An 18687-nucleotide genomic window follows, 5' to 3' on the forward strand; every position below is an offset into this window, starting at 1 on the left:
TTTCCTTGGCCCGGGGTATACCACCTTTCTAATTCAGCGATAGACCGGAGCAGGACTTCTGAGGATTCACGAACGGCGGGATGAGTCAGATCGAGATCCGGTGTCTCTTCTACGTTGCGGACGTTCGCTCGAAGCGTTTCAGCCAGGTAGATCGTGGTGAAGACCTGCATCTACCGATGGTGGCATGGATTTTGACTCAGAGGAAAAAGAAGGTTGTGATTTTCGTCACAATCGGTGGCGGCGGTCTAGGACGTCGGCTAGGCGGCTAGGGCTTTCGTGTCGGGTCTTGCCCGGGCGCAGGGTTGCGGCTGAGTCGATCGAGCTCGTTGATGCGCTTGAGTAAGTGGCGACGATAGACGATGGTGGCTAGCGGGTCAAGTACGTGAGGCGCTTCGAGATCGAGGATGCGGAGTGCTGACAGGTATTCCTGGATGAGCGCGTCGCGAGATGGTTCGTTCATTGCAATGGTTCCTGGGCTGCGCCGATCCAGAGTTCTGCGACCCTTTTTAATGCAGCCTCAAGCACCAGCCGGTGGAGGAGCAGCCGACTCAACTCATGCTGTTCTGGGGGCGGCTCGGTGTTTTGTGAGTCACCGAGGAAGGCGACATGGAAGGTGAGGACGGCCGGAACGAGAGGACGATGCTGCATGGTGACGAGAGGATCGCACAGATTCCAGGCGCGAGATGTGAGATAAGTCACAGCAGGTCGCGGCGGTCTAGGGTGTCGGCTGGTCTATCTAGCTCTTTTTCCAGGTGGTTGTATCTATGGTCTTTTCGGTGATACGTTAGCTTGCACCAGCTATGATGCTGAGGACGAGATGGGCAAGAACAGCCGCGCGGAACAGAACCGGACACCCACTCCTGTGCCGCGTTCTTCGTTGTTCGTGGAATTATTCCTCAATGGATGGCTCTGGGTGTCAGTGGCTGGGTTCATTTTGTTGATGTACGGCACTTCATTCATTTTTAACCGTCAGTGGAATCATCGCGTGTTCCATCCCTGGGCTATTGTCTTTGGCGTCGTCCTCGTAGTGATCTCCTTCGTGAAACAAAAGGGCGATGGAGAAATGAGATGAGACGGCTCGTATCGACTCGAACCGCCATCCCGAGCTAAAACTAGGCGGTCACGGTGCTGGATGGTCATCAAATCTATAGATGAAGTTGATGCTCGCATACGATGGGATTCGAACGCCAGTCACTTCCGAAATGGCCGAGGGATAAAACGTCTCCAGCGTTTGGCCAGTGAATCCACTCGCGATCAACAGGTTCACACCGACATTAATCCTTCCATCTTTAAACGGACGTGCAATTGCTGCACGGAATTCTCCCAGCGGGACACCCACGCATTGTGCACTTGGATCAGGATTACAACCGGTGCCAAGCGGCTTTGCGCCGACATATTCGAATTCTCCCTTAGCCTGCAATCGCATCGGCAGCTTATGCGTCAGGCCAAGCATGTCAACAATCGTTCTGGGCGCTTCCGCAGTCGGCTGACCAGTTTTGATGTCACGAGCATCCGCCTTTGAGAATGTGACAAGCATTGAACCCGTATTGAAGTCTTGCCTCACAGTGGCAGTCAAAAATCTCAAGCGGCCCGGCCCCTGGTCTTCCTGCAAGCCCGTGTCAGGATCAATCTTGGCCAACTGCGCGGCGGTTGTTACGTGTCCGAGCGTCAACTTCATATTCGTATGCGCGATCAGCTTGCTTGCAACCAACTGATATGAGTGTGCTCGGCTTATGGGGGTCCCTCGCGCCATTCCCGTTCCGATCCTGGGGTCTTCAGTGAAGAACGACTCGCCCGCACTGGCCGCTACAAGAGGTGCCCACTTGCTTGAACCTGGAATGAAAGAGACAGTCGCCTTCGGCGAGTTCACTCCCACCCACTCTTGGAACGAATTCTCCTGTTGCACGAGGTCCTGATTGTCGATGTCGATCTGATCGCGCCGCCAACCGACGTAGTAGCGAAGGTGGCTTCCGATCGCGCCCTGAATCGCGGCGTAGGGCGCGATCGGGGTAATCGTCACATCGTTTCCAGCCACACTTCCGGATTGCCCACCAACCGCCCGCTTCGAAGATCGCTCGGTAGCGGGCAAAATAAATGCAATGCCTTGACACCGCAAGTTCGGGAAATGATAATCGGCCTGCTGTCCGTCGAGTTTCTACCCCTCCATAGAATTTCCTTCTTATTCACGGCTTCTTAAATCTCTCAAAAAGGGGAACAATGATGAAACGCCTCAGCCTAAGCGTTTGTGCCGTGATGTCTTTGCTTGCATTGAGTCCGGCGTGCATAGCGCAGTCAAATCCTTGGAACGGCTCATGGAAGCTCGACCCTTCCTCGCTCAAATACGAGGGAGCAACCTTTTCGGTGGCTGCCGACGCAGACGGTTTCACCGTTACGCGCGGAGGCGAGGTGCAACCCAAGGTTGTGTGCGACGGGAAGGAACAGAAATCGACGAACGACACCGTATTGACTTGCACCAAGTCTGATTCTGGATACGCAATCGCTGCTAGCAAGAATGGCAAGCCGACGCGGAAGACGACAATTTCCATCTCGGACAATGGCAAGACCCGAACCAGCGAATCCCAATTCTTCCCAGCGGACGGAGAACCGTACACGATGACGACGATCTCGGAACGGGTGTCAGGCGGCCCGGGACCGGCCGGGGAATGGCGAGAGGTCAGGTTCTCCTCGTCCCAAGACAGCGGGGTTCTCTCGATTGCAGTCAACGGCGATTCCGTGGACTTCAAGGAGACGGATAGCCCAAAGCCGCTAACCTGCAAGCTTGACGGTAGTGACACCAAATTCCCTGGTGGAGGATCAATGTCCGTGAAACTCGCCGATCCTCATACGCTGAAAGTGACCTACAAAGGGGATGACGGGAAGGTTCGACGTGATAACACTTTCGTGCTTAGTGACGATGGTTCGACCATCACAGAGACAGACATTACCCCTGCACCGTCGCCTTCTACAATGTCAGTTGTCCTTCACAAGAATTGACCAGGCCGAACTAGGAGTTTACTGGGCGCACCCCGTAGAGTGGGGTGCTTCCAGTTCGGTTTTAGAGGTGCGAAACACGCGCCGAGCGGCAATGTGCCTTCATCAATCCAATTCATACCCACTAAGCTCAGATAGTTTCGAGCGAATCACCGCCTACTCTTCCCCTACCTATGCATGCCCGTCGACAGGCCAGTGCCGGGAAGGCGAAGGAAAGGCATACTGACGAGTTGTCCACAATCCAACCACGACTCGGAGAATGACCTCAATGAGCGATTTAGCCCTGTTAGGGCGAATTGAGAGCACAACTTGGGGCGCTAACCTGTAGTTTTCCCGAATGCGTCGTCCAGACTCAGTAGTCAACTTCCGGACAGAGAACGTGTGCGGCCTCGTCTGCGGGTAACGTGACCGCACAATCGCCGTACCTTGTAACACAAATGGCGAATCGTTTTCGACCTGATCACTCAGTCATCGTCGCGGTCATCATCCTGCACCGGACGCAGGTTGTGCTTGTAGACTGCTTTGCCGACAATGAGCCCCAGCAGCGCTCCTGCGTCCTGGTCGGTTCGAAAATGGATCCCGCCGTAAACACGAGCGTCGCTGATGTCGTCGGTAATCTGCCTGAACGAGGTGTATTGCAGGACGATGGTGGGCACGGCGGGGTTTGACAGCGTCATCGAATGTCCAGCTTCGCCGTAGAGACGTCTCATGACCGCCGCTGCTGCATTGGCTGCGCTGCCGTGGTTTGAGGGATAACTCGGGAAACAGGGGGTGACGATAAAGGGCAGCCAGTCCGGATCGGGGTCGGTTTTCCGGTTGCTGTCCGTGTCACCCGCACGGATCGCGGTTTCGGGGCGCCAGAAGTTGTAGTTGTATTTATTGAAGAACGCTGCGACCAGGCTGTCGTTGATCGCCATGTTGATCACGGCCAGAGCTCGGGCATTCTCAGACAGCGTACGACGCTGTTCCTGCGCGATCTGCCTTGCGGCCTGGTTGAATGCCTGAGTTGGTGAGGTTGCCGCGTAGTAGGTCGCGACATCTGACCGATCTGGTGGCCTCTCGGTGCTGTCGAGGCTTCCCACTGTCATCACCTCGTTGTACGTCTTCGCGTATTTGTTACTCGCAAGCGCTGGCGGAGGACCGAGGAGAAACTCCTTCGCGCTCCGGATACCGAACGGGGTTACGTTCTGCCATTGAAATGCGATTCCGGAGGCGATTCCATTCACCTTTGGACAACTCGGCGTGGCCTGCCATTCGCCGGGAACAGGCGGACCGGGTGTCTTGAACTGCGCAGGCGACGACCCGTCGTTGGCGCGAAGAGCGATCAGTGCCATGGCTGCGGCATCGCCCGTTGCTATGCCGTCAATCTTGGCCTGGCCGTCCGGTATCAAAGCCAGCGAGTTCGCGAGGGCTGCGTCGAGATTCGAAGCGCTCGCCGGGAAGTAGGTTCTGAGCACCCGATAGCTGGCCTGGACAGCTGCTGCGTCGGCTGAGGCGCCGTGGGGCGCGACAATACTCCCAAGATACGGTCGATAGTCGCCGGTGATAGCGTTGACGGCTTCAAAGACAGCGACCTGCACAATCGCTGCAAACCGTGCCTGGGCGAACGGGTTCTGGCCGTTCGCAACGGCTGTGTCTACCGCAATTACGTTCCAGTCCAGGACGGAATCGGCTTTTGTCACGGCAGGCTCGAACAGCAGAGTCGCCATCAGCATGCACAGACCAAAAGTCCTCTTCCCCGCGCCACGATACATCCTCTTCATTGTGCCTCCCCGAATTCTCACTGCCTCTTGGTCAGTGATGAGCGTCATTCTTCCGGTAGAGGGCATGGTTGTCCATACCGAAGCGCATGTCGGGACATTATGTTTTGTGTCGCGCTAAGCGCAAGCATTGGCGGCTCTTGAACCCACGTTGTGGAATTGGTGTAAGATCGTGGCACTTCGGAAGGCGGCGCATGCCCTCCCAGCCGGTTGGACTCCAGGAATCTATCCTCTTCGGCGAAGACTTCGAGCTCGATCTTCGGCCTCGCAGGCTGCGCCGCGGCGGGCGTGTGCTGAAGCTGGAGCGCATCCCCCTGGACATTCTTCTTCTGCTGCTCGAGCACCCGGGCGAGATTGTGACTCGAGAGGAAATCGTGGCCAGGGTATGGGGAACCGATGTCTTTCTGGACACGGACAACAGCATCCGGGGCGCAATCCGCAAGATTCGACAAGTTCTGAAAGACGACCCCGAGCAGCCGAGATTCATACAGACCGTAACCGGACGGGGATATAGGTTCATCGCGCCTGTTGTTTCTCCAGGAGAAGAAGGCTCCGCTGAGTTGATCGGACTTGAAGGACCAGTTGCTCGCACAGACGCTCAGAGAGCTATTTTGGAGCCCGCGGATGGTCGGCAAGACAATGGGCTGCACGTGGGCGACGAACCAGAGCCGGCAGCGGCAGAGTTCCCAATCGCCGAAGGCGCGCCAGTACTAGGGCATCGTCGTTCTCGCACGTGGCTTCTGGTTGGCATGGCTGCGCTGGCGCTTCTTGGTCTCGTGGCGCTCCCCGCATGGTGGCGCTGGCGAGCGAGAGTGGCCGTCGCTTCCCAGCCCAAGACAGTGCTGGCAGTACTGCCGTTCGACAATCTGAGCGGAGACGCTGACCAGGAATTCTTCAGCGACGGGTTGACTGAGGAGATGATCTCCCAGATCGGAAAGCTGAACAGGGATCGATTAATAGTCATCGCTCGCAGTTCCATCGCGAAGTACAAAGACAGCAAACAGACTGCGAAGGAGATCGGTCGAGAACTGAACGCCGACTATCTTGTTCAAGGCAGTGTTCGAGGTTCGCCGGACCGCGTACGCATCACAGTTGAATTGATCGATGCCAAAAAACAGACGGACGTCTGGACCGAGAGTTACGACCGCGAGCTAAAAGATGTGCTTGCCGTGCAAGACTCCGTGGTGAGGAGCATCGCAAACGAGATTCACATTGTTCTGGCCGAAGACCAGAAGAGGCGTTTGGCAAGTTCGCGGCAGACCGTGCCCGAAGCATACGTGGAGTATCTGAAAGGCCGCTACTACTGGAACAAGCGAACCGGAGACAGCATAGCAAAGGCGGAGCAATACTTTCAGCAGGCGATTGACCGCGATCCAACCTTCTCCGCGGCTTATTCCGGGCTGGCCGACTGCAACAGCGGACTCGCGTGGCACGGGTTCAAGGCCCCGGCGGACTCGCTCCCGAAAGCTTACGCAGCCGCTCGCAAGGCAATTGAAATCGATCCGGAATCGGCTGAAGCCCACGCCTCGCTGGGACTGGTGCTGAGCCATCGATGGGAGTGGGCCGGAGCAGAAGCCGAGTTCAGGCGCGCCCTGGAACTGGATCCTCAATACGCGAACGCGCATCACTGGTATGGAGACTATCTTTCGATCAGGGGCCGCCATGACCAGGCACTTGCGGAGGCGCGACATGCTTTGGCGCTCGATCCTCTGAACCTGACGATCAGTACATGGGTAGGACTTCGCTACTACATGGCGCGCAACTATTTCGCCGCAATCCAGCAGAATCGCGATTCTGTTGAGATGGACCCGAATTTTGCAGCTGCGCACCTTGTTCTCGGAGAGGACTATGTGCAGGTAGGCATGCACAACGAAGCAGTGAACGAGCTGAAAAGGGCGGCGAGTTTGTCTGGAGACAGCCCACTGTATACGGCCCAGGTTGCGATCGCCCTAGCGGCTGCAGGCCGGAATCGCGAAGCACTCCAAATCGCACACGAATTGGAAGCGAACGCGAAGAAGCGTTACGTCTCGCCGTATGCCCTGGCTCAGATTTTCGCAGCGCTGAAGATGGATCGGGAGACATTCACGTGGCTGGAGGCCGCATGGGGCGATCATGCTGTCTGGATGGGGTATCTCGCCGTAGACCCGATTTTTGACCGCTATCGTTCCGATGCGCGTTTTCAGGAACTGCTCGGGCGCGTAGGCCTGCCTTGACTCAGCTACGGCTGTCTTAGAGAACCCCCCAGCATGTTCGCGGTAGACGGGCGGTGAATGAGTGTCTCGATCGGCGATGTGCTCACTGACCTAGATTCGTACCTTTCAATTCGGCTTCTCGAGCGTCTTCTGTGGCTTAGCCTAAGTTCCGGGCGAGTCACCGCCAACCCGGAAATAACTACTTGATCAACAGCGGAGCAGGCTGTTTGATGGAGCAACAAGATTTCTAATGAGAGAGGCGGGCTAGTGTTGAGTAGCGTTTCTTAACCTATACCTTTTGAGACGGCCGGATCGACGAGATCCGGCCATTTGTTTTGTGGGGTTTAGGAGGCGCGTTTTTCGAGGCCTTTTGTCACAGCAACGATACGCCTGTGGATGTCATTGATGACGCGGCGTTGTTGAGCGATTGCATGTTGCAGGTCTGGTGTGCGGGACAGCGCGTTTTGGAGTTGATCGCGAAGATCTGCATTGGCCTGCTCAAGATATTTCCGGAGACGGGTCGGGCCGCCGTAGGCCTCGCCGGCGATGAAGCCGAAGGCCGCCGATAGGAGCATCCATACCGGGATGAAGTCTGCTGATTGCTCGATCATGCGGCATGCTCTCCTGGTGTTGTAGCATGCTTGCGGAGCTCACGTTGGATAGTGGCAGTCGAGACGCTGTGGCCTTTGGCGATCTGGCGAAGACTCAGGCCACGCTGACGGTCTTGTCGGATAGCGAGGTTGTCCAGTACCAGCGGCGCTCGGCCGATTCGTTGGCCTTCGAGCCGAGCGCGCCTCATGCCGGCGCGCACTCTTTCGACGATCAGCGAGCGTTCCAACTCAGCGATGGCGCCGATGATGACCACTATCGCGCGGCCCAGCGGGCCGCCTGTGTCGAGGTTTTCCCGGAAGCTAACGAACTCGACTCCGATCCGATTGAGTTCATCGAGCACATCCAGGAAGTGCTTCACCGACCGGGCGATTCTGTCCGAAGCCCAGACCAGGAGGACGTCGAACCGGCCGCGGCGGGCATCGGCCATCATCTGGTCAAGCCCCGGCCGCTTGGCCTTCGTGCCACTGATCTTGTCGGTGTACTCGGCAACGATCTCATAGTCGCGCTGAACCGCCATCTGGCGTAGATCCAGTACCTGGGTTTCGGGATGCTGATCGCAGCTGCTGACGCGCGTGTAGAGCGCGGCGCGCTTCATGCGCGCCGTCCCTTCTTCGGAGCGACAAGTCCATTCTTGTCGACATACTTCTGGATCCATTCCAGAATCAGATCGGTCATCTCGAGGCCTTGCGCTGCGGTTGCGGACTTGAAGCGGCGGTGAAGCTCTTCAGTAATATTTACGTTCAAGCGTTTTAACCCTATTCCTTCCTTGGTTTTGATCGGTCTCACCTCCTTCCTCTGAGGTGAGCATATGGGATTGTGAGTACCCGTCGCCAGTACCCCGGCTGGTCCAGAGGCCGGCGGCAGAGTAGGGCTATGCCTTCCAGGCAGCCCGGCAGATCTGGATAATCGTGGCTAATTGCACCTTGCTGAACTGGAGGGCGGCGGCCATTAAGCGTAACTGTGCCGCACTCTCTGGAATGCGGCCGGCTTCCACAGCCAGCCATTCAGATGGCCCCATACCAGCTAGATGGGCTACTTCCTCGACCGTGCAGCCCCTCTTCTCGCGGCCCTTCTGAATAAAGATTCCGAACAGCTTGCCCCAGACCAGCTGCTGCACCCGGTGGAAGTCTTCTTGATTGTTAATTGTCATACTCATATACTCCTTACTCCTGATTGCGCCCCTTTGTCAAGGATGCGTCGGATTTGAACTACATAATAAGTATGTGCTTATATGAGCGATCACCAAAGCTATGATCCTGGACATGGAAGAACCTGGGTACACCCGGTAAAGGAGCTGCCATTGGACTGGCACTGATGCTGCCATTCGTACCCGGCATGATCGGATCTCGCAAGAAAGGCAACGAGCTTCGCGACATCTATTCCGGTGAAGAACTGGTACCAGTCCGCTCCGGCCGCTGGTGGGAAGTAGGATCGACCGCATTTGAAGGCGCTCGAATCAAGGAATGGCGTCCCCACTGGAGCATTCTTCACAAGAGCCACGCTGAAGATGCTGCACTCTACGGATCAGAAGCAGAGAAGTGGAAACACAATCCGATTCTGCATCCGGACTAGGAATTTTTGTCCTTTGGCCTGTTTTAGAACCATCGAAAAGAACTACCGTAAACGCGGAGAATATTCGCGTATCTACATATATATAAACCGCTTGCAGCATCCTAGTTGCCCGCGGATTACGCACCGGCGCCGGCCAGCCTCGCTCACCACATCCAAAACTGCGCCACATCACTCCGGCATAGCTGAAAACTGCGCCATTCGGCCGTCTCCATCCGGGCTCTTCCCATCATTTCCGCGCCAACGTCTCTAGTCCGTCTTGCCTGCTTGTCCATAATGTTTGCCGGATCACGATCAGATCCACTTTGCTTTGTCCGGCGACGGGGATCACAATCCCTTTGCCCATCGCTCTGATAGCCTCTCCGTTTCCATGAGTAAAAATGTGGCTCCGATCAATGCTGCGGTTCGATTTCGTTTGTCGCCTCACCAGATCGCTGTCCTCGCGCCGGGCATTGAACTGATCACGCGGTCCTATAAGGATCATCTGCGCGCCGGGACCTCTCGCCTCTCTTACCCCTTCCGCATCTTTCCACCAGCCCGCGGTTTTGACCGCGGGGCATTCAACCAACTCTTCATGGACAACTTCCTCGTTCTCGGGGAACCATCACTCTGATTTCCGCGACAACTTGGTTTCTGAGTCCACTTATCCGAGTAGCCGGTTTTACGTCCAGGTGCCGAGACACTGAACAGCTCCATGAGAGCATGGCGCAGTACACGACATCGACGGCTCGCGCTGCGAAAAATGAGATATGGATCGGGTTCCTGAGTTCACTTTTCGTCCGTCAAATCATCGGGACCACCGGGGACAACCGTCGGTTGTCAACTCACCGGCAGCGTACGCCTGCGGCCAGCCGTGTCGCGAGCCCTCGTGTTTTTCCTGGCTTCCGTACACTGTCAAATCGAGCAAGTGATACCTGTTATCCATTTGCACGGTTCTGTGAGAGCCTCGGGGCTGAAATTCTCCAGGGGCTATTCGACCAATCTGAACGCCGAGCTTCTACTCACTCGTGGGTTGAGGCGATGGATGCAATTTCATTGCGGTCGTCGCAATGTTTGAACATCACAATTCCTTAATCCTCTGGTTTCAAGATCGGGAAGAGCGAGTTGGACTGAGTCGAAGTTTGCTGATAGCTCTCGGCATTTTTAGATGCCAATCTTGATGGCTGGTCTAGCCACACACTTAACGGTACAACTCCGTGCTCGCAAGGACACTTCCGTCCCTGCCTCCCGCGATGAAAATACTTCCATCTGGCAACAAGGTTGCGGTATGTCCGAATCGCCCCTGCCTCATCATTGGCCCGGGACTGAAGGTGCCGGTTTTAGGATTGTAGATTTCGGTCGTGCTCAAGGGAGACTGGGAGTAGGTGCCGGGCGACGCTGGGACCGGCATTGCACCGCCGGCGATTAAGACAGTACCGTCAGGCAATTGGGTAGAAGTGTATCCAAAACGAACGGTCGCCATAGTACCCGTAGGTGTAAATTTCCCGGTCGTTGGGTCATAAAGTTCGGAAGCAATCGGAGACGAGAGGTCCGAGTCGGCTTCGCCAGAAACCAGAACTCGGCCATCGGCAAGTAACGTTGCATCGCCGACCCATCTCGAGGCGGTGCTGCCTGCTGGCGTGAACGAGTTGGTTGCCGGATCAAAGAGCTCAGCCGCTGCCACACCTCCTCCGGTGACCAGCACCTTTCCACTGGCAAGGAGAGTTGCTGAAGGTCGGTCTCTTGCCGCTGCCATATCGCCTACCCGGGAGAAACTTCCCGATGACGGATCGTAGATCTCGGCCGAATTCGTGACGGTAAAGTCTGTCGCAGACCGGGCCCACCCTCCAGTGATGAGTACTCTGCCGTCTTGCAATCGAGTAGCGGTGTGATAATAGCGTGCTAGGGCCATGCTCCCTGTAGGCTGCAATGACCCGCTAATGCCGTTAAGAATCTCGGCGGTTTTGGTCAGAATGAGACCTTGCGCCGCGGTGTCATCGACAATACCCCCAGTGAACAAGACATCGCCATTCTGCAGAACAGTCGCGGTATGAAATGCTCGCGCGACCTCCCCCGCTGCCTGAGAGATGCCCGTGGTCAAATCGAATAGCTCATCGGTATCCACAATGGTCACGCCATCCTCTATGTTGGGGTCCGTTGAGTCGATGCCTCCCCCGGCGATGTAGACCTTTCCATTGGGAAGCAGAGTTGCCGTATGGCCGTTACGCGCATGTCCTAAATTACCCGTCAAATTAAATCCGGAATTGCCAACATTAACCGTAGCCGTCGCACTCTTCGAGGGGTCACTTTGGGAGGTTGCAATGACGTGATAGACACCTTCTGCGGCGGGTGCAATGTAAAACCCGGCATCATTGACTGATCCGCCCGACGAGCCCTCTTGAACTTTCCAGATCAACGGTGTATCGGCCGGGGAGACTGTAGCGGTAAAGCTCCAACTGTCGCCGTGTCTGAGCGACAAAGACGGTGGGTAGATAGTCACTGACCCCGACGTGGACGCCGGGGGAGGAGGCGCTGGAGAATGAGACTGACTGCATCCACTCACTAATAGAACGACTAGAAGTGAGTAGTGATATGAAGTTGGAACCTCGAGAATATTAAGTCTTTTCATTGCGGCCTCCAGATACAGTCGACGTACATTTTGCTGCGAATGCAGAGGGTATAACAACTCCGTTGAGACAGATTGGAAGAGACTGCCCGCCTACGATATCGACGGAACTATAGCGATCTTCTGGCGGCTGACGCCTTCGATAAGCAACTCAGCCTCAGCCTTATCGCTGACAATTCTTATTTGAAAGGCCAAAACACGAATCAACCCCGGAAGTCGCTCACTTCCCATCGATCCTCTCCCCGATGCCATCCGAAGCGATCCGTGTTTTCGGGACCTACTGAATGTTGCTCACTTGGAAAACGTTCCGAGGGCCAGTAAGATTACCTATCAGCGGTCTGGACACTTGCCGCCAAACCGCTGATAACGAAACAGAATGCTTACCTTGGAATATCGAAACGAAGGATCTCTCCCATCCCGGGTCCAAGATCTCCGGCGTTGGAAACAAACAGTGCGTCGTCCGGCCCAAACGTCATGCCTCCCGGCAAACTCAATCCGGTGATCACCGTCTCGATGTTGCCGTCCGCGTTGATCCGCACTACTTTTCCGTCGCCTGGATTCGGAAATCCTCCTGGCGTATCGGAAAGCTCCAGGGCATAGAGCAGACCGTCAGGCCCCACTTTCAGACTGACAATCGTCGTGAATCCTGCGCGAGAGCCGGCGACCTTGAACCTGCCTCGATCCGGCGGATGAGTGGAGAGTCCAGGCAGGGTTTCAAATAAACCATGATCCCTGGACAGTGTGGTCACGCGTTCCCATTGCGACGCGATCGGGAAAAGGCCGAGGTTGCCGATGTACAGATTCCCGTCATGGGCGACAATCGATGTCGGCACAACATGCCCAAAGAGAAATGAAAAATCTACAATCTCCTTCGTCTCACCGTCGACTGTCGTCGCAGTGATGGTTCCGTGGTTGGGTTCCACCGCGAGTAGTTTGTCGCCGTCGGCGATGAGGCAGTAAGGAACTCCATCGGGTTCAAAGTCGCCGGCGTTTGGATAGGCAGCGGGATGTGCCATATAGAACTGGCTCAGATTTGTGATGTAGTCCCATTTGCCGTTATTCAGGTTCACCTTGACGATGCCGTTTGGCTGAGAGGTGTTTCCGTGGGAGCACCCGCCCCCGCCGACGAGGGCATATAGTTTGTCGTTCAGAAAAGCAACATCGGCGACGCCGATAATGTCGCCCTGCTGTGCCAAAAATGAGGGGAAGCCCGTAGCGAGCACAGAGAGTTTGCCATTGCGTGTCAGCTTCGAAATTCGAGCGCTGGGGCCTCCATTATCAGGCCCGACTGGCGGGGGGATTTGCGTGCAGCTTCCCACCGTAGATGTGGTGCCGCCCGTACCTGCCTCGGCAATGTAAAGCGAACCGTCAGGCCCGAATGTTAATCCTCGTGGATCATTCAGGCCGCTGGCAAGGAGCGTGCCGCTGCTAGCTGAGATGGGTAGTTGAGCAATAGCCGCAGGGGCGAGTGCCAGGACGACGGTAAGGAGCAGTTGTGGGAGTGGGGACAAGTTTTTCACGTTGAGGCCTCCGTTTGATGGTTCGACTCAGGACATCAACCGGAGCTTCCCATTGCGGAGCGAACGTGGCAATTCCCTATGCATCCTCAAAATGTGAACAAAATATCCTTCATCCTTTTGTGCAACTTACAACAAATATCTGGGAATAATTTGTTCGGGCAAACCGACGAGATCACGGACTTCACTTGCAGCCTGAGGCAGTCAGAGGGCGACGACTTCCACGTTTCACGCTCAAGTGAATTCGACGCATGAGTAATGAATCTCCTGCCGAGTCCATGAATCGACATGCACTGTGCACTCGGATTCGACAAGAGCAGCTGCGGAAGCAAAAAACACAAGGGAATAAATAAGTCACAAATTGAGGAGGTTGGGAGAATTGCACGGGTGGGTCGCTCATTGTACTCAGGGGAGGAGCCTGAAACGATGCATGGGTGAGAGCTTTCATGCCCAGGGATAGGCGTGCAATTGCAGGCTACGAAGGAGAGGGAATCGACCATGAAGTGTACGGATCCTCGCAACCTATTGTTAAGTGTCTGTGTGATGGCTCTGGTGACGGGGTGCAGTCAGTTCAGGCCGACCTCGACCGGAACAACAACGAACCCATCTTCCCCTCAACCATCTCCTCCTCCGCCGTCCTATTCCGTTGGGGTCAGCCTTAGCCGACCAAGCGTTATTGTCGGAACAAACGGATGGGGACCCACGCAGGTCTATAAAGCGACCGATAGCGGGACGGCCCCCCCTTATGCATCGCTGGAGGGCTGTCTACCTGCGGTGGACGGACAAGGAAATGTTTATCTGCTTGCCTTTCACTTCCCCTATGGCTGCGGATATTATCCCTCGAGCATTGATGTCTACCCTTCGAATGCAGTGGGTGGTGCGTCGCATATACGGTCACTGCCTGTTGGACCCGGGAATAAGATCGCAAACGTGCAGAACATGGCGGTGAGTCCGGAGGGAGAGATTTTCGTTAATGACGGTAAAGGCGTGGCTGTGTTCAGCGCCTCGGCGACTGGGGCTGACGCACCGGTTCGCTACATTCAATGGGATGGCGGAGGGAACACTCCTGTCACGCCCGGCATCATGGCTGTGGATGGCAAGGATAACCTGTATGTGCAAAACGGATTGTCGATCGCGGTCTTCGGGCCGGGTGACACTGGGCTCGTGGTTCCGTCAAGGGTGATCAGTGGATCGCATACACAGCTGGCGGGACTAGGAGGGATGACAACCGACGCACAGGGAAATCTCTATGTGACGCTGACGCTTAATCCGCACGGCGTGCTGGAGTTTGCCGCTGGTGCCAATGGCGATGCTGTGCCACTACGCTTTGTGAGCTCGCCTTCGATGTGGAACTTTGATGGCATTCTCGGTGTGGCTGTGGATTCGTCAGGTCTGATCTACGTAAGAGCAAACGAGGGATACTGCGGAGCCGTGTTTGTGTTTGCAGCGGATGCCTCGGGAACCACAGATCCCTTAAGAGTGCTTGCAGGACAAGAACCACCATGCTATGACTTTGACGGAACAATTGCGGTCTTTTAGCGGAACGCGCCTTCGATGGGAATTCCCATCTCCCCATCGCCGCCAAATCTTAAAGGCGGGAGACAGGACTGCTCGACAACCGAAAACCTTTCAAAGCCTTCACTGGCCTAACAGTACTCGTATGTCCGACGGTGCCTTCCGACAGTGGTTTGATCACGAATACAGAGATGAACGCGTGTTGAATAGCTGCAAGATTTAACAAAACAGGTATGTGCGCGGGAGGGCGCTCAATTATCCAGGAGGCCAGTTTTCTTCACGATTGCGGTGAAACGCGGGTCATTGCGCAATGGGTCGAATATGGGATCGTTCCTGAAGTTATATGTTTTTGTTGACCACTGCACATTTGCAAGGTAGTCAAGCTGAGTGAGTCCGGCTTCCTGTTCTCCGAGTAGATAGCGTGCCACTGCAGCATGGGGACTAACTAGAGATGGGTTCTCTTTCAGAAGTTGGCGTGCCGCAGAAGAGTTACCCTCCCGGATATAGAGCCACGCCCACATTCCTGGATCAACCACTTCCCCTTTTCTGAGGGCGTCCTCAGCCTCGTGATAGCGACCTTTCTGTACAAGCGCGCTTGCAAGTGTGCCGTAGGTCGCCAGATGACTTGGGTCCAGGTGAATAGCACTTTCGAGTTGTGTGATTGCCTCATCGTATCTGCGCGCACGTAAGAGCACCAAGCCATAGATGCGCTGCATGTCGACTGCAACAGGGTTGGCTAACGCCGCTTTGCGAGCGAGCGCGACGCTCTCGTCGGTGCGGGCCTTTTGCGACAAAAGGACGGAGAGATACTCGATAGCCCGAAAATTGTTAGGATCTATTTGGATGGCTCGTCGTAACGCCGTTTCTCCGTCATTCCATCGATGGGCCTGCATCAGCGAATGTCCCAGAGAAGTGCAGGTGTCCGATGAGGTGGGATCCAGACTCACTGCTTGCTCGGAGTATTTCAAGGCTCTTGCTGACGCCTCACGATTGCTTATATCGCCCCACACGCCCTCAAGTCCCCAAGCCTCCCCAAGAGCAGCATAAGCCGCCGAGAAATTTGGGTCGAGCTGGATTGCGTGTTCCAAATGCGGGATCGCTTTGTCTTTCTGTTGTGTCTCCTGGCTGAGGAAAAATCGGGCACGTAAATATTCGTCGTAGGCCTCCGGGTCAACCCGGCTCTCGAGCTTGAGCCGGTCTTGTTCCTCAGGGGTGAGTTGCGTTCTGATCTGAGCTACGGCGTCAGCTACTATCTGGTTCTGCAACTGTGCTGATTCACGGATGTTGCGTTCGTAGGAGGCCGCCCATAATTGTCTCTCTGGCTTGGCGGTCACGAGATGAATGTTGATCCGGATAGTGTCGTTTGTGCGGAGCACCGTTCCTACGATCAGAGCGTCCACATTTAACTTCTCAGCAATTTGCGGAACCGGTAATAGTGAACCCTTGAATGTTTTGGTCGAAATGAGCGGGATAACTCGCAGCGACTTTGCATAGGAGAGATCCGTAGTCAGGTCTTCAGTGATTCCGTCGGCTAGATAATCCTGCTGCGGGTCGTTCGATAGGTTGGTCAGGGGAAGTACCGCAACAGATCGGACCGTTGGCCGGCGCTGAACCCAATCTGCGATCGCGGCTCGGTTAGCCCATAATGCCAACATCAACAGAAGCGCGAGCACCGCAGAACCGCTAACCCAATACCGCATTGGTACCGTGCTGGGCGAAAGGGTCGGCGCTTCCAATGCTGGCGATGCAACACGTGGACCTACCCAACTCACTTCAGCCGTAAACCGGTATCCGCGACGGGGAAGCGTTTGTATAAGTGCCGCGGTTGTCTTGGAATCATCGAGCGCATCCCGCAACTTTGCGATTGCTTTGTTCAGGCCATGGTCAAAGTCCACCAGAGTGTCATCCGGCCAGAGCTGACGTTGCAACTCTTCGCGAGTCACCACTTCCCGAGCGTGGTCAAGCAGAACGCAAAGAACCAGAAAAGGCTGGCCCTGCAGGCGAACGAGATGTCCGCCCCAGCTTAGCTCGCCCGAAGCTAGGTTCAACTCGAAATCAGCGAACTCAGCTTTGACCGCTTCGGATCTATTCAGCACGGTCGGCGAAGGCGGGGACATGATAAGAGGATGCCTGTAAGCCGCAGAGAAGACAAGGGGACATTTAAATCACCTTCTTGGGAGATTGGAGGAATTGCGCATCCTGCGTCGAGTTGATATTTCGAATTACAGCACGGAACGAGAACAATTACACCGGGCACCGTGGGCAACTCAAAGCACGCGTCCGGCTCGGTCGAATCGTTCCACGATCTGTTCAGCATTCAGAGAAGAATGCCAGTGTCTCGGAGGTATTATGACGGGCAGCAATCTCGCTGGGTTATCAACTCTATGTCTGGCTACGGTCCTTCTGTCACTGGAATGCGGATGTGGCAATCCCGCGCAACTCCAGAAGCCTGTCCCTGTTTCCAACCCTGGCGCGCATGCCTTCCGCGCGACTGGCCCGATGGCCTACGCGCGCTCGGGACATACTGCTACGCTGCTGGCAGATCGGCGGGTCTTAATTGCCGGCGGATATGGTTTGTCCACGATCGAAAGTCATGCCGAGATCTTCGACCCCGTTCAGGGCGCATTTCAGGCGGCGGGCACATTAACGCGTGGTGGCCACACCGCAACACGTCTTTCGAATGGCGATGTCCTGTTTGCGGGAGGCGTAACCGACCCGAACTCGCAAACACCAGTTGCCACTGCTTCAGCGGAGCTCTTCAGGACCGCGACGGGCTTGTTCCAACCGACTGGAAATATGATTGTCCCGCGAAAATACTTTGCGTCTACCTTGCTGCTGGACGGCAGAGTGCTCGTAACCGGAGGGATAACGGCGAATGAAGAAGCTACTGACACCGCCGAACTATACGATCCCAAGTCTGGCACGTTCTCCTTGGCAGCGAAGATGAATTACCCGTGGTCCAATCATTCCGCGTTCCTGTTACTGAATGGCAAGGTGCTACTTGTAGCAGCAACGTCAGGTAACCTACCAGTCGAACTCTATGATCCGAAGGCCGATTCATTCACGATCATCAACGGCGCCCGGCTCGGTGGATCGGACGCCACAGTAAGCCTGCTGGCGGACGGAAGAGTTCTGATCACAGGCGGAGCCGCTAATTATGCCGACATGTATGTCGGACCATCGGAAATTTTCGATCCTGTCGCCGGGCGGTTATCCACTACCGGAGCGCTGGTGGTACCGCGGATGTTTCACACGGCCACTCTTCTTTCCGACGGGAGCGTCCTCATGGCGGGAGGCTTTGTAGATGCGGAGGCCGATGTTCCGCCCACGGCAACGACAGAGATTTACGACCCGGTAAAGGGAACCTTCAGTCCCGGCCCGGCGATGCTGTACCCCCTAGCCGCCCATACTGCCACCCTCCTCTCCGATGGAAGTGTTTTGATTACGGGCGGGCAAGGACCGGTCGTATCTGCAGGAGCACAGATCTTCCACTGATCTCATCGACATGGCCTTCAGCCGCTCGATCCTAGTCGACTGCGACTTTTCTACGGCGACCTAAGCTGTGCCGAAAATGGCAGGGTGGTGGACTGTTCGGTGCTCGTTGCACATCAATATCCGAATAGCCATTGCAACGAGACGCAAGTCTCTAATGATCCAGGCCGGGTCGAGCAGGTCGCAGTCCCCAAAAAGCTGACCCTAAAGACCAAGGAGATGTCCGATCCTTCTAAGTTCACCTAAAGCCACACCAGGTCGAATCCAGCGAAAGTCAGGCGTGATGACTTCGGACCCGATTAACGACCTTCGGTGATCGCTGGCCACGGTTGGAGGATGCGTGTAAGTCGTAGAGAAGACAAGGGGACATTTAATTCATATTTATAGGACTTTCGAAGCATTGCACTTTGGTTTTCAAGTTTGATAGTCCGTAA

18 protein-coding genes are annotated in these 18687 nt (G+C 55.6%); 7 read left to right on the forward strand and 11 right to left on the reverse strand.

Features of this window, described 5'->3' with window-relative positions:
* Window positions 1-265: 265 nt before the first annotated feature.
* Together P8935_RS22970 and P8935_RS22975 are read right to left on the reverse strand one after the other, a co-directional pair.
* On the reverse strand, window positions 266-460 hold the full coding sequence (locus P8935_RS22970; protein WP_348262644.1) for a hypothetical protein: 195 nt from the start codon (window positions 458-460) through the stop codon (window positions 266-268).
* Entirely contained in the window at window positions 457-699 is a 243-nt protein-coding gene (locus P8935_RS22975; RefSeq protein ID WP_348262645.1) for a hypothetical protein, read from the reverse strand. Before P8935_RS22975 ends, P8935_RS22970 begins: the two co-directional genes overlap by 4 nt.
* A 118-nt stretch (window positions 700-817) precedes the next feature.
* Between P8935_RS22975 and P8935_RS22980 the strand changes: the two genes are divergently transcribed.
* Window positions 818-1072: a hypothetical protein gene (locus P8935_RS22980; protein WP_348262646.1), complete on the forward strand. Its 255-nt coding sequence runs from the start codon at window positions 818-820 to the stop codon at window positions 1070-1072.
* 48 nt (window positions 1073-1120) lie between these two features.
* On the opposite strand, the gene P8935_RS22985 is transcribed toward P8935_RS22980, so the two are convergent.
* Window positions 1121-2020: a hypothetical protein gene (locus P8935_RS22985; protein ID WP_348262647.1), complete on the reverse strand. Its 900-nt coding sequence runs from the start codon at window positions 2018-2020 to the stop codon at window positions 1121-1123.
* Between the two features lie 197 nt (window positions 2021-2217).
* Here P8935_RS22985 and P8935_RS22990 point away from each other — a divergent pair, with 197 nt between their 5' ends.
* Complete coding sequence (locus tag P8935_RS22990) at window positions 2218-2994, forward strand: hypothetical protein (RefSeq protein ID WP_348262648.1); 777 nt, start codon at window positions 2218-2220, stop codon at window positions 2992-2994.
* 461 nt (window positions 2995-3455) lie between these two features.
* Here P8935_RS22990 and P8935_RS22995 read toward each other — a convergent pair whose 3' ends face one another.
* The gene (locus P8935_RS22995) at window positions 3456-4754 is read right to left on the reverse strand and encodes a vanadium-dependent haloperoxidase (RefSeq protein ID WP_348262649.1); all 1299 of its coding nucleotides are present in this window, start codon (window positions 4752-4754) and stop codon (window positions 3456-3458) included.
* A 191-nt stretch (window positions 4755-4945) separates the two neighbouring features.
* On the opposite strand from P8935_RS22995, the gene P8935_RS23000 reads away from it, so the two are divergent.
* Window positions 4946-6964: a winged helix-turn-helix domain-containing protein gene (locus P8935_RS23000; RefSeq protein WP_348262650.1), complete on the forward strand. Its 2019-nt coding sequence runs from the start codon at window positions 4946-4948 to the stop codon at window positions 6962-6964.
* 323 nt (window positions 6965-7287) lie between these two features.
* Here P8935_RS23000 and P8935_RS23005 read toward each other — a convergent pair whose 3' ends face one another.
* From P8935_RS23005 to P8935_RS23020, 4 genes are all read right to left on the reverse strand, one after another.
* On the reverse strand, window positions 7288-7554 hold the full coding sequence (locus P8935_RS23005; protein WP_348262622.1) for a hypothetical protein: 267 nt from the start codon (window positions 7552-7554) through the stop codon (window positions 7288-7290).
* The gene (locus P8935_RS23010) at window positions 7551-8150 is read right to left on the reverse strand and encodes a recombinase family protein (protein ID WP_348262621.1); all 600 of its coding nucleotides are present in this window, start codon (window positions 8148-8150) and stop codon (window positions 7551-7553) included. Before P8935_RS23010 ends, P8935_RS23005 begins: the two co-directional genes overlap by 4 nt.
* Window positions 8147-8341, reverse strand: coding sequence for a plasmid partition protein ParG (locus P8935_RS23015; RefSeq protein ID WP_348262620.1), 195 nt, complete (start codon window positions 8339-8341; stop codon window positions 8147-8149). Before P8935_RS23015 ends, P8935_RS23010 begins: the two co-directional genes overlap by 4 nt.
* 85 nt (window positions 8342-8426) lie before the next feature.
* Window positions 8427-8711: a helix-turn-helix transcriptional regulator gene (locus P8935_RS23020; protein WP_348262619.1), complete on the reverse strand. Its 285-nt coding sequence runs from the start codon at window positions 8709-8711 to the stop codon at window positions 8427-8429.
* Window positions 8712-8869: 158 nt separating this feature from the next.
* Between P8935_RS23020 and P8935_RS23025 the strand changes: the two genes are divergently transcribed.
* Together P8935_RS23025 and P8935_RS23030 are read left to right on the forward strand one after the other, a co-directional pair.
* Window positions 8870-9127 carry a hypothetical protein gene (locus tag P8935_RS23025; protein WP_348262618.1) on the forward strand — a complete coding sequence of 86 codons (258 nt, stop codon included), beginning with the start codon at window positions 8870-8872 and terminating at the stop codon, window positions 9125-9127.
* A gap of 367 nt (window positions 9128-9494) precedes the next feature.
* A complete protein-coding gene (locus P8935_RS23030; protein ID WP_348262651.1) occupies window positions 9495-9737 on the forward strand; it encodes a hypothetical protein in 243 nt (80 codons plus the stop codon).
* Window positions 9738-10304: 567 nt separating this feature from the next.
* Here P8935_RS23030 and P8935_RS23035 read toward each other — a convergent pair.
* Together P8935_RS23035 and P8935_RS23040 are read right to left on the reverse strand one after the other, a co-directional pair.
* On the reverse strand, window positions 10305-11732 hold the full coding sequence (locus P8935_RS23035; RefSeq protein WP_348262652.1) for a kelch repeat-containing protein: 1428 nt from the start codon (window positions 11730-11732) through the stop codon (window positions 10305-10307).
* Between the two features lie 377 nt (window positions 11733-12109).
* A complete protein-coding gene (locus tag P8935_RS23040) occupies window positions 12110-13249 on the reverse strand; it encodes a ScyD/ScyE family protein (RefSeq protein WP_348262653.1) in 1140 nt (379 codons plus the stop codon).
* 495 nt (window positions 13250-13744) lie between these two features.
* On the opposite strand from P8935_RS23040, the gene P8935_RS23045 reads away from it, so the two are divergent.
* On the forward strand, window positions 13745-14785 hold the full coding sequence (locus P8935_RS23045) for a hypothetical protein (RefSeq protein WP_348262654.1): 1041 nt from the start codon (window positions 13745-13747) through the stop codon (window positions 14783-14785).
* 227 nt (window positions 14786-15012) lie between these two features.
* Here the strand turns inward: P8935_RS23045 and P8935_RS23050 are convergent, their stop codons facing one another.
* On the reverse strand, window positions 15013-16878 hold the full coding sequence (locus P8935_RS23050) for a tetratricopeptide repeat protein (protein ID WP_348262655.1): 1866 nt from the start codon (window positions 16876-16878) through the stop codon (window positions 15013-15015).
* Window positions 16879-17110: 232 nt separating this feature from the next.
* On the opposite strand from P8935_RS23050, the gene P8935_RS23055 reads away from it, so the two are divergent.
* Entirely contained in the window at window positions 17111-18256 is a 1146-nt protein-coding gene (locus P8935_RS23055; RefSeq protein WP_348262656.1) for a kelch repeat-containing protein, read from the forward strand.
* Window positions 18257-18687: the final 431 nt, after the last annotated feature.

It is taken from the genome of Telmatobacter sp. DSM 110680, from assembly GCF_039994875.1.
Taxonomy (GTDB): domain Bacteria; phylum Acidobacteriota; class Terriglobia; order Terriglobales; family Acidobacteriaceae; genus Telmatobacter.